The following is a 13,946-nucleotide window of genomic DNA, read 5'->3' on the forward strand; positions in this document are numbered from 1 at the left end:
AAATTTCTAAACTATATTTTTATTTCCTTTCGACATAATATGACAATAAATAGATGTACAATTTGTTATTATTAATATCTCAATATTACATTTTACATAATTGGAGGAACAAACGTGGGAAAAATATTTAAGTTTGGATGTTTAGGCATTATAGTTTTATTTGTAATCGGAATAATTGCTATGGTTGCTGGTGGCGGAGATTCAACAGAAAAAACTTCTACAGACACGAAAGCAGTATCAAAAGAAGGTGTATCTTCTGATGTTAAAATCGCTGTAGGGTCTATGGAAACAGTAGATTCTGTAGGTAATGAATATACAAAAGAACAAGCGCAAGGTGTCTTTAAAATTTTAGAAGTTACACTTACTAATAATCAAAAAGACGCTATTACTGTGGATGCTAACAGCTTTAAATTGGTAGATAATAAAGGTCGTGAATTTACATATTCAACACAAGGTCAAACATCTTTTGACTTAACTAACGGTGGAAAAACTGACTTCTTCTTAAAACAATTGAATCCTGGTCTAACACAGACAGGTAAAATTGTTTTTGATATACCAAAAGATGCGGAAGGACTTTTCTTAAAAGCTAGTGGCGGTATGACAGGTAAAGAAATTAATTTAAAAGTAGAATAGAAAAAAGGTACTCGAAAGAGTGCCTTTTTGTATGTGTGTTAAAAACCCACCTATTTCCGTAGGTGGGCTTTATCTTTATTACACAATACTAAAGTATACTTTCTTTTTCGCATAAACTGTATGTAATTATACATATTTATGAAAAATACACCAAATAAATATTACATGTAGTAAAATATAAAGAGTGGATACGTTCTATAAAGCAGATTCTATTAAAAGACGTAACATATCAACGGTTAGAGGAGATGTGGCGTCAATCTAATACGGATCGCAAATCTCTTGTATTTTGTAAACTAACAATCTGGTGTATATAGAGGACTCTGTTTTATAGGATGTATTTACGTGTATTACAAGGGGATAATACGGATAAATTTATGTTACATGAGCGTGGTTTAAGTCGGGGGGAGGCATCTTAGGATGCCTCTTTTTATGAAATAATATGAAAAGTTAATTAAGAAATTAGTTCTATCTTAGCATTAAATGTTATTACCTATTTTTATCATTTTGAAAGACTGAATATTCTGACTTTTATTTTTCACTTAATCTTTAATCTGCGAAATAATATTTAGTTTGCAGAAATATGGTAATATTTAGACCAATAGAGAGTCAAGAAGAAGGAGGAGAATCAATTGAGCACGAGTATCTTTACGAACCAAAATACGTTTAAATTATTGAATGACTGGTATCATCTAATGATTTCCCAAAAAGTTAACGAAGCAGCAGCTTTGAAAAAAGAAATTAATGAACGAAAAGATGAAATAAAAGATGATCAAAATCTATTAATGTATTATTCTCTATTGGACTTTCGGTACAAGGTATTAACAAATGGATTAGAGGTTACAAGAAACGGTTTCGAAGAGGTAGAGTCTCTTTTTACGCCTAGGGACAATTTTCTAATGTTTTATTATCATTTTTTTAAAGGAATTCATCTCACATCTATTTCAAGCTTCGTGGAGGCTCGAGAACACTATGAAAAGGCAGAAAGGCTAATAGAGTCTATTCCAAGTGAAATTGAGCTTGCTGAATTTTATTATAGAACAGCAGCATTTTATAATTATACGTATAAGCCACTTGAAGTTATTAAACGCGGAAACCAAGCATTAGAATTATTTAAAAAGCAAATAGGATGCGAAATTAATGTGGGACTGTGTAAAAATTTATTAGGTGGCATTTGTATACATTTAGAGCAGTACGAAGAATCGGAAGAATATTTTACATCTGCAATTGATATCCTTCAAAAACAAGAAGCATCAGAATTGATTTTACGGGTTCGAAATAACATTGGTTGGTTGTATGCAAGCCAAAATCTTTCTTCGTTAGCGATTCGTCATCTTTCTGAAGTTGTAGAAAACATGCCAAATCATTACAAAGCGATTTTGTTATTGGCGCGTGAATATCATAAATTAGGAGAAGAAGAGAAGGTTTCTGAACTTGTTACAAAAGGAATGGAAATCTGTAATCAAAATAATGATGAATTATACAAACATCATTTTAATATTCTTAATGAAATGAACTTAAATATTTCTACAGAAAGAATCGAAAAAACGATTTTAGAAGGGATTTCATATTTCGACAAAGAAGAACTCTATGAGTATACAAAAGAATATACAGAGAAGCTGGGAGTTTGCTTTTATAAACAAGAAAATCATGTAAAAGCAAGCGAGTATTTTTATTTACATCACCAAGCAAGAGAAAAGAAAATTGAAAAAGGGGCGTTGAAGTAATGAAGAAAATAGTAGCAATTGTATTAGGTTTAGGATTAATTGGCTTTTTATCAGTTGGATTGAATTCAAGTGATAAAGCGTTTGCTTACGGAGATTATCCATCACCATCAATGTTAGTGAATAGTGATTATGACGGCGCACACGGGGAAACAATTTAATACAAATAAAAAGAGGATCTGTTTTAGATCCTCTTTTGTTTGGGGTAATGATTTAGATTTCTTTTATTATAACATATTAATCTATCGTTTTGGTTATTTTTTACCAATATAGTAAAAAGGAGGGGTTATATTGGATAATGGCAATTTTTTTAACTTTATGGAGGACAGAAGGTTAAGGGAGAGAGAGCTGAAATATGTGTAAAGATAGATAAATAACCTTATTTTTAAATAGAGTTGATTACATATAGCTAGTTCTACCATCAATATTTTCTAATTATCTTAACTTAAAAAGTGGCAATCCTTAAAAGATAAGGGTGCCACTTTTTTATATGTCTTTAAACTAAAAAAAAATTAGATTCTTGAAACTGTTTATAAAATCTATTTTCTAGTAATTAATGGGTACTACAATTTAACCAGTTTAGGATATTATATGGGTTAAAAATGCATATTTTTCTTATAATTTATATATTATAATTAAGTGAAGGTAGGTGCTATATGAAAAAGTTTTTTTTATTTATATTTTTTAGTGTAGTAATTATAGGAGCTGTAATTTTTTTTAGTGGCGATAAGGAGAAAATAATTGCAGAAATTGAAAGTAAAATTCCTGTAAAATTAACGAAAGAGGACAGTAAACAAACAAAATGGGATAAGAATGCAGAGAAGCCAGAAGCAAACGAGGAAGAATCAGTAGAAGATTCTTGGTATCCAGAAAATGATGATGAGATTATCGCTAAGCAAATAGAGGGAAAACAAAATGATTTTGATAATTCAATATCTCATGATCGAAACTCAGAATATAAAGTTATTGAAGATATTATAGATAAGATTGTGCTAAACCATATAAATGGTGATGGTTTGATTCCTTTATTGGAGTCTGCTCAAAGTTCTGAATATGCTGGAAGCACATCTTTACAAAAGGTTAGTTCCAATCGAGTAAAAAGATTAAATCAAAAATACAATGAAAAAATAAGTACATTGAAACATAGTAAGTGGAAGAAAGTACAAGATTTTCAAACAACGCTAGATAGTTTATTTAATACAGTATTAGAAACGACCGAAAATCCAAGTGAGGAAGATTACGAAAAAGCAAAAAAAGAAAGTGATAAATTAATCGAAATTTATAAAGACATGAGAAGAGAAACATTAGAGGAAATTGCTAAAGATTTTGCTAAAGATGGAAAAATAATTTGGAGTCATACAGCTGCTATAGGAGCCGTGAATAGGGCAGATAATATTGTTAGAGATAATATAGCTTTAAATGCAGCTGTAGGCTTAATGGAGTATTCATATCATAACTTAAATGTTAAAACCCCATATCCGCATTTGGATTTGAGAGAACCAAAAGATGTTAAGAACTTACAGAAAATCAAACTAGATAAATATATTAACCCAAAAGAAGACAATGATTATGGAAAAAGATTAATCAGATGGGGTAATTATTTTAGAGATATAGGTATGTTAATTGATAAAGCGGTAAATCAAAGAGATGAGAAAGCTAGATTAGAAGCTATTCAAAAATTTAATTTGGCCTCTATTGAATATATGAATATAGTTGGGAACAATCCTTTCGAAAAAATTGATGAGGGAATCAATTGGAACCCGGAAAATAAAAAATGGCCTTTTTAAAATTTTAGATTGATGGTGATGGAGTATCATAACTAATATAAAAAAGAAAAATGCTATTAGTTGATTACTACATTCTTAGGAATGATTTGATAATACAAGAAAGCCAAAGGGACAGTTTTTTATTGACTGTTTCTTTGGCTTTTAATGCTTTATTTTTTAGGCATCCATGTATGTCCGCAATTCACGCAACCATTGACAGTGTTCTTTCTACCAATAAACCCACTGAATGCCGTTATAGATAATCCTAAAGCTATAATAAAATGGCCAACAAGTATAGCTGGGCCACTCAATATAAGAAACGGAGAATTTGGAGAATGATCAAGAGAAGCAGCAAAGAAAAATAAAGATACAAGAGCAACAACCACAAGGAATAAAATTATAACCTCGCTTATTACCGACTATTTGATCAGATTTACATTTCCTACAAACAACACGCCTTTTGGCTTTTTCTTGTTGTACAGTTTATGTGTAAAGCATGATCCATTACTTTTAACGAACGATTTTTATACGGAAGAAATGAAACTAGCAGATTATAAAAAGCCTACTGAATATGTGTTTTCTGTGGAGGATACAATTATGGTTTATTTTTCTAGCGGTAAGATAGAAGACATTTTGCGAGACTACTCATAAAAGAAAAGTTAATCGCCTAAAAACTGCAATCTCAGTAATAAAATTGAACAATATTACATTTATGCTATAATATAATACGACAAAAAACTTATTAGAAAACATCTTGGAGGATCGTGCATTGAAAAGACATTATAAAATCGGCGGAATTATTCTTGCTGCATCACTCTTCGCTAGCGGCTGTGGAAACGGGGAAAAATCAGAAGAGAAAAAAAGGGAATCCTGGACAGAACATGAGCAAAGATTAGAAAAAGAACAAGCCGAAAAAGAAGCACAGAAAGAAGCAATTAATTTTGAAGTAGGCGAATACTCTTATAATCCGGAAACTAAAATGTTAACGGTAAATGTAAAAACAAATATGCCGGAAGGATCAAAAGCATACGGTCTTATCAAAGAGCCAGAAAAAGACTATGCAGAATTAACGCCAAAAGAAGGCACTGTTCATGATGGGAATTTTCACTTTGAATTTGGTGACAATATATCCGAAACGTCAGGTCGTGAAGTTCTTAAAAATGGAAACTATGATTTTAAACTAACCGTTACTGTTAATGACGAAAACAAAGCCGCATTAGATACATTCAAAGACTATGATAATTTCGAAAAAAACTATAAATCTAATGGGGAACTAAAAAAGATAGAACATGGATTTAGAGTTAGCGGAATTAATGCTGGAAAAGTAAATATTGAAAATGCTCTATCAGCAGAAGAAGCCGAAAAAGCAAAAATTGAAGAAAAAAAGAAACTAGCGAAAGATCTTTCTTATCCTGAATTAAAGAAAAATCCGAACGGACACAAGGACGAATTAGTGAAATATACTGGTGAAATTGTTCAGATCATAGAAGGCGGCGGTTCAACTGATATTAGATTAGCTGTTACAAAAAGGTCATATGGATATAATACCAATGATATCGTTTATGTAACTTTCGATAAACCAACAGAGTTTGTTGAAAAAGATATAGTTACAGTAACAGGAAATATTGAAGGAAGTTATTCTTATACATCACAAGCAGGCTGGAATATATCCGTACCACTAATGAAGGCTATTGATATAACGAAATAAGTCATCCAAAAAAGCCCGGTTAATTTAATCGGGCTTTTCTCTGTTCTATGATTCTAGGCGTTCCATTATATAATTAGACATTTTTATTTTTTGTTACCAGAACCTCCACCAAGGCTTCTTCTTCTCTTTCGCTGCAGCAACCTCAGCACGAAATTCCAATCATTTTTCCACTCATTCATTATGTACTTCTATACTTGTTTTGTTTTCTTTGCTAGTGCAAACTTCAAAAAAGCTGCAAGTAGGAGGAGGAGCGGTATTCCCTGAATAAAGAGAAATCCTCCAAAAAAATCAAGCGTAGTACTATATGGAGAGTCTGTTGCCATCACACCTATAAATAAAGCTATTGGACTTGTGAGTAGATTTATCCCTAAACAGACCATTATCAATGATAGGTTTTTAGCCTTAATTTTTGATGAACCAGATAAGAAAAATAAGAATATTGCAGTGCCGAATATAAGAAACAGTGTTACATAAAAATTTACCATAATATCCCTCCGTGATTTTGATTGTACCATCAGCTAGGACAAATTTGAACAAATAGGATATAAGGATTTTTCACAATATTTTTTTACTTATTCTCCTTTTCAAAGAGCTGGACAAAAAAACAAATAATTGAAATGAATTACTTGGGAAAAATTTCTATAATAAACATTTAAATTTAAATATCTATATGTTAATATTAAACGGAATGTGTATAGTGTTCTGTGTGAACACATTATTTTACGGATAAGGGGATTTAATTATGAACTTTAAACAACTAATCTTAGCAGGGACAGTTATCGCATCAACAACACTAACCCCTCTAACAAATGTGCAAGCAGCAGAAACAGTAGGATTTAAAGATGTTCCTGTAGATCACTGGTCTTATAAAGCAATTATGGATCTAAAAGAGAAAAATATTGTAGCTGGTTATGGAAATGGAATATTTGGTTTTGGTGATAATATTACACGAGGACAAGTAGCTAGACTGATATATAACTACTTGAAGCCAGCAGATGAACCTAATGCATCAAATCCCTTCAGCGATATCCAAGGACATATGTTTGAAAAAGAAATTTTAAGTCTTAGTAAGGCAGGTATTATAAACGGATTTGGTGATGGGAAATTTGGTCCAGATGATTTTTTAACACGTGAACAATTGGCTTCTGTATTAACAAAGGCTTTTAACTTCAAAGCGACATCTACTACTACTTTCAAAGATGTAGATAAAAATTACTGGGCAACAAATGCTATCAGTGCATTGCAAGAAAATAAAATCACTATTGGCACGGGCGATAATATGTTTGAACCTAAAAATATTGTAACTCGTGAGCAGTATGCACAATTCTTATACAATGCAATTATTAAGTCAGAAAAAACAGAAAAAGAGCCTGAATCTAAGCCTACTGTTATACCGCAAGATTTAGCCGATGAATATATTACTTATCACGAGGGTTGGATGGATAGTTCATCTGTACTAAAAAAATCTATATCTAAGGAAGCACAAAATCTTGTTACTGAAATCAATGCAAAATATAACGCGGATTTAAAGTATATACAGGTAGGGGCTCCACATTCAGAGATAGTTTTATTCTCTCCTGCATTAGAGGGGATTCCTGAATTTGATGGGAATTTTTATGTAAATGGCGATGATGAAAATAACTTTACTGTTAATTTTGTAATTGATAGATCTGAAGATAATAAGGCATTAATAGAGTTAGGCAAAAAGTGGATCACCATGATAAATTCAAACTTAGATTTGAGTACAGAGATTGATAAAATAATAGCTTCTAATACAAGCACAGATACATATCATATAAATAAAAATAATCTTAAAATAGATATAAGTTTAGAGAAGCAAAATCATAGTAGCGATCTAATGCTTATTGAAATCCACAATTAAAAAAAGAGGAGTGAAATCTCACTCCTCTTTTACCTATGCGTAGTTTGTTACATATTCTTACCAGAACTTCCACCACGGCTTTTCCTTCTCTTTCGCAGCAGTAAACAACTTAACGTTGTAAATCCGCATTTTTAGGACGCTACCCCTATAAGTATTGAAATTCTTTAAAACTCGATATATTATATTTTTGTATTTTCTCAGTTCCCGAGCCGAGAATACATCATCACTTCTGAAAGAACCCGAACTTCAGCGGGTTCTTTTTGCAAAATAAAAAGCATCCACTAGGTGAATACTTCATGTTATTATGGTTAAGCTGTTTTAATTTATATTGATATGCAGGTGAAACCAATGGAAAGTAAGGAACCTAAACAAGAGTACGATCTAAGTAAGATATACACATACAAAGAGCATCCTGGTAAAATCAGTGGTAGATGTGATAATTGCGGCAATACCGCGTTCAAGAGTTCCGTTAAAGATTTCATCTTCTTAAGAGAATGTCGTAATTGTGGTATGAATAAAATCATATAGCCCCGTATCGGGCTTTTTTCTTTATAAAAGGGGTACCGCCAGCATTTTGGCCCCCCACGCTAAGAGCATACGAGATTTTATACAGTTTTTCAGTTAATCCAGTAACAAACGGGAAACCTAAAACCGCGTCATAATAGGAATGCATAAAAAGATGAATAGATTTATGAAAAATAAATTTGTATATTTGAATAATAAACTAATACATATACATTATTTCATTTTTTTGGTATTATATACAGGAATAATAAGGCAAGAGTCACTCTTTGCCATTTTAGAAAAGGTTCTGTTAAAAACAACAGGATTTTTTTCTTAAAATAACATTTATAGTAAAAAGGAGTTTTAACATGCAAAAAATTTTTTCAACTAGTCTATTGTTTTTTTGGATAAAAGGAACCGTAGAAGTTGATAACAGATTCGTGAAAACCAAATTATCAAACACAATTCTAGGATTTATTCCAGCAGGGAAAGATGAACAAAGTATACCTCTAAAAAACATTTCTGGATCAACATTATCTTCAAAATATAATCTTAAAGCAATAATAATTGGATTGTTTTTCATTTTATTTGGATTTTCATCTATAGGTGACAGTATTTTTGCTGGTTTAATTTGGCTAATTATTGGTTTTGGAATTGCTGGTAGTGGAATTCAAACAATATTAAACATAGAAAAATCAGGAACACCATATTATATAAGTGTTCCATTTTTTGAAAAAGAAAAAATAAAAGAATTAAATCAATATATACATACAGCTTTAGCTGAAGATACTGACAAAACAGATTTAAACTTATTCTTTGATAAAAAAACTCAATAAAAAAGTAGAAAAAGTCGATTTCCTATACATTAGGGGAATCGACTTTTTGTTGTTAATTGACGGATGTTCCTTTAAGTATTGGATATGCATTATTTCATATTTGAGAAGTCCGATTTATCGACATTTTACGACAAGATTTATAGTATCATTATGCTAAGATACTATATGCTAACATTCAGTTAATTGAATGTTAGTGGGGGGGGAATCCTTAAATTAAGGGGAAATTTGTATGAATTTAAAGCAGAATGAAAATGTGGAATCTGAAAAAACACTAAGTAAATTTCTAGGCAGCCTTATAGATACAATTGATTTCCAAAGAAGAAGTCAGGGTGCTCTTGCAAAGGAAATGGGGGTTGCTGGCGGTACACTTTCTAAAAATTTAACAGGAAAAACTCAATTTGGTTTTTGGACTTTAGTTAAGTTACTCAACATTTTGTATGATGATATAAATAAAAGACAAGAAATGTTATATACTTTTTGTTCTGTTACCACAAGCAAGATAAATTTAAGAATTGCGATGGAATACGCCAATGCTAAAGGTGATCTGAGACTATTAAAATTAGTCGTTGATAGTGAGAAAAAGTCATCGTTAGCAATGAATAGGGAATGGGCTTTTGCATATGAACTAGTATGGATGCGTAGTAGTGGTATTCTTCAAGGAAAAGTGTTATTAGACGAACTTGAGGAACGTAAAAAGCGTAAAATTATTAAGACGGAAGAAATTAAGGTCTTATATGGGATATTAACTTTCTATACGATGTATGATTTAGAAAAATTTAATTCTCTTTTTGATTATGCGGAAGTAATGCAACCTAATATTGAACTGATTACGGATGAATTTATTCGTTCAGCTTATAGCGGAAGAATTAAAGAGGGGCTAGCTTATGCGTATTTAATGCAAGATAAAGTAGATAAGGCAAGAGAATTGTGTCATGAAATTTTGAATTTAGAAGATGATAAAGATTGTTTTGCACTTCTAAGAGCTTCAGCCTTGGTGTATCTTGCAGAATCATATACGTTTGAAAGTTATGAAAGAGCAACTTGGTATATAAAAAAGTCTTTAGATATGCTTGATTTATGTCAATCAGAGAGAGCAAATAAAAGAAAAGAATCAGTCTTGACTACCTATGCATTTATTAAGCTAGTTAATCAACAGGAGATAGACAATATTAAAATCTATCATCCTGCTGAGGAAGCTTTTTGTGAAATTGTTAAGGGAAACAGTCAAAGAGCAATTGAAATTCTGATTGAACTAGAAAAAAACAAAGGATTTTTAACTCCGATGCAATATTGTTATTTAGGAATAGCGCAGAATGATGTTACTTTAATTGAAAATTCCATTGTGCAATTTGAGTGCGAGGGTAACAGGTTCTATAGCAAGTTCCCGAAAAAGATATTGGTTAAATTCACTAAAAATGGTACAATGTGTGAGGGTGGTGCGATATGAAAAAAATTCTATTTGCAATAACAACTATTGCTTTAGTAGTGGGAATTGTTTTTGCTACTACTAGTGATAAAGAACAATCAAACAATATAGTCAAAAAAGATTCAGAACAATTATATGCTAGAATGGGAGACCCTGGTGGCGGAATGGGTTAACTCTTAAATATTAAGAATGCGATTGTCTCAATAGAGGTAATCGCATTCGTTGTTTTACGGGAAATTTCCCAAATATCAAATTCGATACAAGAGAAACATATGTGAAAAATTCACAAACTATCATTCTGAATGCGGAATTATATTTTTATTATTGTTTATTACGTTTTTATGTTTACAAAACAAAAAATAAGCACTAAAATTAGAACTAATGTTCTATCAGTTTCCAAAATTTGTGATTTTAAAAAATCAAAAAAAAACCCCCAGTTATCTAATCCGTTGATAACACTGGGTTTTCCGAAGACTTTTGATATGTAGTTTGGTTAGATATAGCAGTTTTTGAGAAATTATGGATTGACGATAAAACACAATCGTTGTAATCTTAGTTTTGAAAGATGTTTATTAACATCTAAATTGTGAACTACTAACAATTACATAGTTACATGGGCTGAAAATAAAAAGAGCTACCAACTCTAGATATTTTCGACCTTTTAAAACACTGAGACTGTTTTAGAAAGGCTGCCCACTTGATGAAGCATAACGAGATGCAACATCAATAATATTATACTGTTTCGTGTATTTATACAAGGTATGCAAGGGTATACTTACGCGTTATTTTTATTAATATTATTGGTTTTGTGCGGTTATCCTTCTTAAAAGTGGTTCTTCGGATGAGAAGAAAAAGGCGTAGACTAAAACATTAGTTTACGCCTTTTTTGTATTCTGTAAGAAACCCATTGGCTATATGAAAATTTTATAATGCTCGCCTTAATATTTGTGATTGTTTATGTGAATAGGATTGAGTTAGAAACTTGTTAGCAGGTATTTAGATCGTGAGAAAGTCTAGATACAAATTTAAATTTATAAGATTGGAGAGAAGAACCATGAGAGAAAAAGAGTTTAGCAAAAGTACACACAGGCTGAAAGTAACCAAAGAAATGGATATTGGCACTCTATTAAACAGAGCGCACAAAGTTAGTACCTTTGATGGAAAGAATTTAATCGTTCTCGATAATGGCAATCTGTACGATCAAGCAGGTAGAAGAGAAGTTCCTGTAACAAATATGTTTAGGTATATCAAAAGTGTAAGAAATAGCGATGGAATTGTTATCGCAAAGAAGAATAAACCGTGTAGCAAATTAATGCAGGTTATTTTTGAGAGAAAAGCAAAGCAAAAAATGAAATAGTAATACATTTGATCGATTTAATTGTGCAAGAAACATAGCACACTTGGGGTTCATAGCTCAAAGTAATGAATCTTGTGTATGTTCCCCATCCTGTTCTTTGAAAACTTCATATAGTTGCTGGGGGAAGGGCAAATCATCGCATGCCAGTCCATTTCGTGAATCTAGGAGATGCAAGACACGGAGAAACCCTTAGGGACAATAAGTCCGCTTGAAAATAGCAATCGATGTTGGTCTATCTGTAGCAAGGACTACAGACTACTTAAAGGGCTGTACAATACACTTAAAAGTGATTGGGTATATCGCCATGACGGAGGGATTCCAGAGCGATGCACTTGTACACGCAAGCCTTTAACGAGTAAGCGTAACGAGACTAAACGCTTCTGTTACAAATGGAGATACTCCTTTTCTTGCATTTGTATCCGACCGAATATAGACCGTTTAAATTAGAAAAATCAAGAATATAAAATATTTCTTGTAGAATTAAACAGATCAAATAGGAGTCAAAAATTATGAGTATGGAATACCAAGAAAGGTATATCAGAAAGGTAGCAAATATCCTTACAAGTAAAACGAAGCATACGACAGGCTGCCTAATTGAAGGCGAAAGCGATGTATGTTTAGAATTTCAAATAGAGCTGATAAGCGCATTACAAGATAATCATAGACTTGTTTATCATTTAGATTTCAACGATTATACAAGCGAAACGGACTGTCTTGCAGCGTTGAAAAAGGCACGTAAACAACTTAGTTCAAATAAGGAAGATGGAAAGACACTATTTCTTGTTCTTTCTTCCTTTGAACGTGTAGAGAAAAGAACAATGGATGCAGTAAAGATATTAATTGGAAGCCGTTCACTAGGCATAAATTTAATAGTTAGTGCGAATAAGAGATTTGTTCATTTAATAGGTTTAACAGAATACTTAGTTACAATGAACAAATCAGATGTAGTTTTTTCTGAGCTGTATCGCTATAGCACTCAAAAGGTACTAGCTTCCCTGAAAAATGAAAATGTATCATGGGGGGAAGCAAATGAATCATAAGATCGAGAAGATATTGAGAACAAAGAGCATGCATGTAGATTTGTTTGAGCTTGATGAAAAATACGATCTCGGACAAAAGATAGATGTCTGCTGCAAGAAAATGAATGTGATTCATACCTTTAAAGTTTTTAACATTACTTTGCTAAGAGGTAATCATTGGCTCGTTCATTTGCAGTAAGGTTGTGGTATAGCGCTATAAAAGTAGTGGGGTCTCAAATGTTCATATGTTAATATATTAATGTAATGAATATAAATGGAATGGAGTGTAGAGACCATGTTTAAAAGGTTTAAGTTTTTATCAGCTGTATCGGCTTTATTTATATCTATAACAGTACTGCTTGCAGGGTGTGGAAGTTCTTCAGTCCCCTATAAAAAGGGTGATACTTATAAAAATAGTAAAGACAATTTCGTTACTATTACAGCTGACAACGAATGGAGAGTTAAAGGGTATCAAAATCGTGAAGCTATTTATAAGGTGGAGCCAACGGAATATAAAGTTGATTCGTATTCAGTTGTATCAATTTCTGTAAAAGAAAAAATAAATGGTAGAGATCCTTTACAGGTTGTAAATGATTATGAATATTACATACTTGCAACTACAGAAAAAGGCTTTAATTCTGTGTATATTGGTTCTTCGCATCCAAATGATACTAAATGGAAAGAAATCAAGAAAGAATTAGAAAGCTCTAGTGATAAAGAAGATCTTTTGAAAAAAGAGTATGAGAATAACAAGAAGACTCTAAAGAAATTCGAAAAGACAAATTAAGAAATACAAATAACTGTAAGAGCAGAATCATATTAATGGTTCTGCTCTTTTTTATTGCCAATAATTCTAAACTATTAGGAGGAAAGTGAAATGCTTGGTCAAAATCGCTTGATATTCCCTGCAATGCTAACAGTCATGATGGTATTATTAGTAGTTTTTGATTTAATACTTTCTTTTATTATTAGTTTTACAGAAAAATTGGTGTAGCAATGAAAGATTATAAATTAACTGTAAAAGATTTTCTTTTGTGGTTTGTTTTTATATCTTTTGTCACTTTAGTTTGGATAGGAATTGAGAATCTTGTTAT

The 13,946-nt window shown here is 31.6% G+C and carries 16 protein-coding genes and 1 pseudogene; 15 read left to right on the forward strand and 2 right to left on the reverse strand.

Features of this window, described 5'->3' with window-relative positions; all coding sequences use genetic code 11:
• The first annotated feature begins 114 nt into the window (after window positions 1-114).
• The 4 genes from OXT04_RS24185 (at window position 115) to OXT04_RS24200 (ending at window position 4,141) form a co-directional block, all read left to right on the forward strand.
• Entirely contained in the window at window positions 115-633 is a 519-nt protein-coding gene (locus OXT04_RS24185) for a DUF4352 domain-containing protein (RefSeq protein ID WP_000516010.1), read from the forward strand.
• 629 nt (window positions 634-1,262) lie between these two features.
• Entirely contained in the window at window positions 1,263-2,357 is a 1,095-nt protein-coding gene (locus tag OXT04_RS24190; RefSeq protein WP_000107769.1) for a response regulator aspartate phosphatase, read from the forward strand.
• A complete protein-coding gene (locus OXT04_RS24195) occupies window positions 2,357-2,515 on the forward strand; it encodes a Phr family secreted Rap phosphatase inhibitor (protein WP_000724587.1) in 159 nt (52 codons plus the stop codon). Before OXT04_RS24190 ends, OXT04_RS24195 begins: the two co-directional genes overlap by 1 nt.
• A gap of 495 nt (window positions 2,516-3,010) precedes the next feature.
• On the forward strand, window positions 3,011-4,141 hold the full coding sequence (locus OXT04_RS24200) for a hypothetical protein (protein WP_000713108.1): 1,131 nt from the start codon (window positions 3,011-3,013) through the stop codon (window positions 4,139-4,141).
• 149 nt (window positions 4,142-4,290) lie between these two features.
• On the opposite strand, the pseudogene OXT04_RS29970 reads toward OXT04_RS24200, so the two are convergent.
• Window positions 4,291-4,543 (reverse strand): annotated as a pseudogene (locus tag OXT04_RS29970) (hypothetical protein).
• A gap of 346 nt (window positions 4,544-4,889) precedes the next feature.
• Here OXT04_RS29970 and OXT04_RS24205 point away from each other — a divergent pair.
• Window positions 4,890-5,828 (forward strand): hypothetical protein, encoded by a 939-nt coding sequence (locus OXT04_RS24205; protein ID WP_098648330.1) that lies wholly within the window; start codon window positions 4,890-4,892, stop codon window positions 5,826-5,828.
• A 188-nt stretch (window positions 5,829-6,016) separates the two neighbouring features.
• Here OXT04_RS24205 and OXT04_RS24210 read toward each other — a convergent pair whose 3' ends face one another.
• The gene (locus OXT04_RS24210; protein WP_000247078.1) at window positions 6,017-6,313 is read right to left on the reverse strand and encodes a hypothetical protein; all 297 of its coding nucleotides are present in this window, start codon (window positions 6,311-6,313) and stop codon (window positions 6,017-6,019) included.
• Between the two features lie 257 nt (window positions 6,314-6,570).
• Between OXT04_RS24210 and OXT04_RS24215 the strand changes: the two genes are divergently transcribed.
• The 10 genes from OXT04_RS24215 (at window position 6,571) to OXT04_RS24260 (ending at window position 13,846) form a co-directional block, all read left to right on the forward strand.
• Entirely contained in the window at window positions 6,571-7,710 is a 1,140-nt protein-coding gene (locus OXT04_RS24215) for an S-layer homology domain-containing protein (RefSeq protein WP_267418149.1), read from the forward strand.
• Between the two features lie 348 nt (window positions 7,711-8,058).
• The gene (locus OXT04_RS24220) at window positions 8,059-8,238 is read left to right on the forward strand and encodes a DUF8096 family protein (protein WP_096001550.1); all 180 of its coding nucleotides are present in this window, start codon (window positions 8,059-8,061) and stop codon (window positions 8,236-8,238) included.
• 344 nt (window positions 8,239-8,582) lie between these two features.
• Complete coding sequence (locus tag OXT04_RS24225; protein WP_048565354.1) at window positions 8,583-9,050, forward strand: hypothetical protein; 468 nt, start codon at window positions 8,583-8,585, stop codon at window positions 9,048-9,050.
• Between the two features lie 229 nt (window positions 9,051-9,279).
• Window positions 9,280-10,497: an AimR family lysis-lysogeny pheromone receptor gene (locus tag OXT04_RS24230; protein WP_267418153.1), complete on the forward strand. Its 1,218-nt coding sequence runs from the start codon at window positions 9,280-9,282 to the stop codon at window positions 10,495-10,497.
• Window positions 10,494-10,649: a hypothetical protein gene (locus tag OXT04_RS24235; RefSeq protein WP_267418155.1), complete on the forward strand. Its 156-nt coding sequence runs from the start codon at window positions 10,494-10,496 to the stop codon at window positions 10,647-10,649. Before OXT04_RS24230 ends, OXT04_RS24235 begins: the two co-directional genes overlap by 4 nt.
• Before the next feature lie 881 nt (window positions 10,650-11,530).
• Complete coding sequence (locus OXT04_RS24240; RefSeq protein ID WP_098943631.1) at window positions 11,531-11,833, forward strand: hypothetical protein; 303 nt, start codon at window positions 11,531-11,533, stop codon at window positions 11,831-11,833.
• 509 nt (window positions 11,834-12,342) lie between these two features.
• A complete protein-coding gene (locus OXT04_RS24245; protein WP_098943633.1) occupies window positions 12,343-12,873 on the forward strand; it encodes a hypothetical protein in 531 nt (176 codons plus the stop codon).
• Complete coding sequence (locus OXT04_RS24250; RefSeq protein WP_080024632.1) at window positions 12,863-13,051, forward strand: hypothetical protein; 189 nt, start codon at window positions 12,863-12,865, stop codon at window positions 13,049-13,051. The genes OXT04_RS24245 and OXT04_RS24250 overlap by 11 nt, the downstream gene beginning before the upstream one ends.
• 96 nt (window positions 13,052-13,147) lie before the next feature.
• Window positions 13,148-13,639 (forward strand): DUF5512 family protein, encoded by a 492-nt coding sequence (locus OXT04_RS24255; protein ID WP_016085065.1) that lies wholly within the window; start codon window positions 13,148-13,150, stop codon window positions 13,637-13,639.
• Between the two features lie 90 nt (window positions 13,640-13,729).
• Window positions 13,730-13,846: a histidine kinase gene (locus OXT04_RS24260; RefSeq protein WP_098317672.1), complete on the forward strand. Its 117-nt coding sequence runs from the start codon at window positions 13,730-13,732 to the stop codon at window positions 13,844-13,846.
• Window positions 13,847-13,946: the final 100 nt, after the last annotated feature.

It is taken from the genome of Bacillus sp. GC_Bacil_1 (genome assembly GCF_026540675.1).
Classification (GTDB): domain Bacteria; phylum Bacillota; class Bacilli; order Bacillales; family Bacillaceae_G; genus Bacillus_A; species Bacillus_A cereus.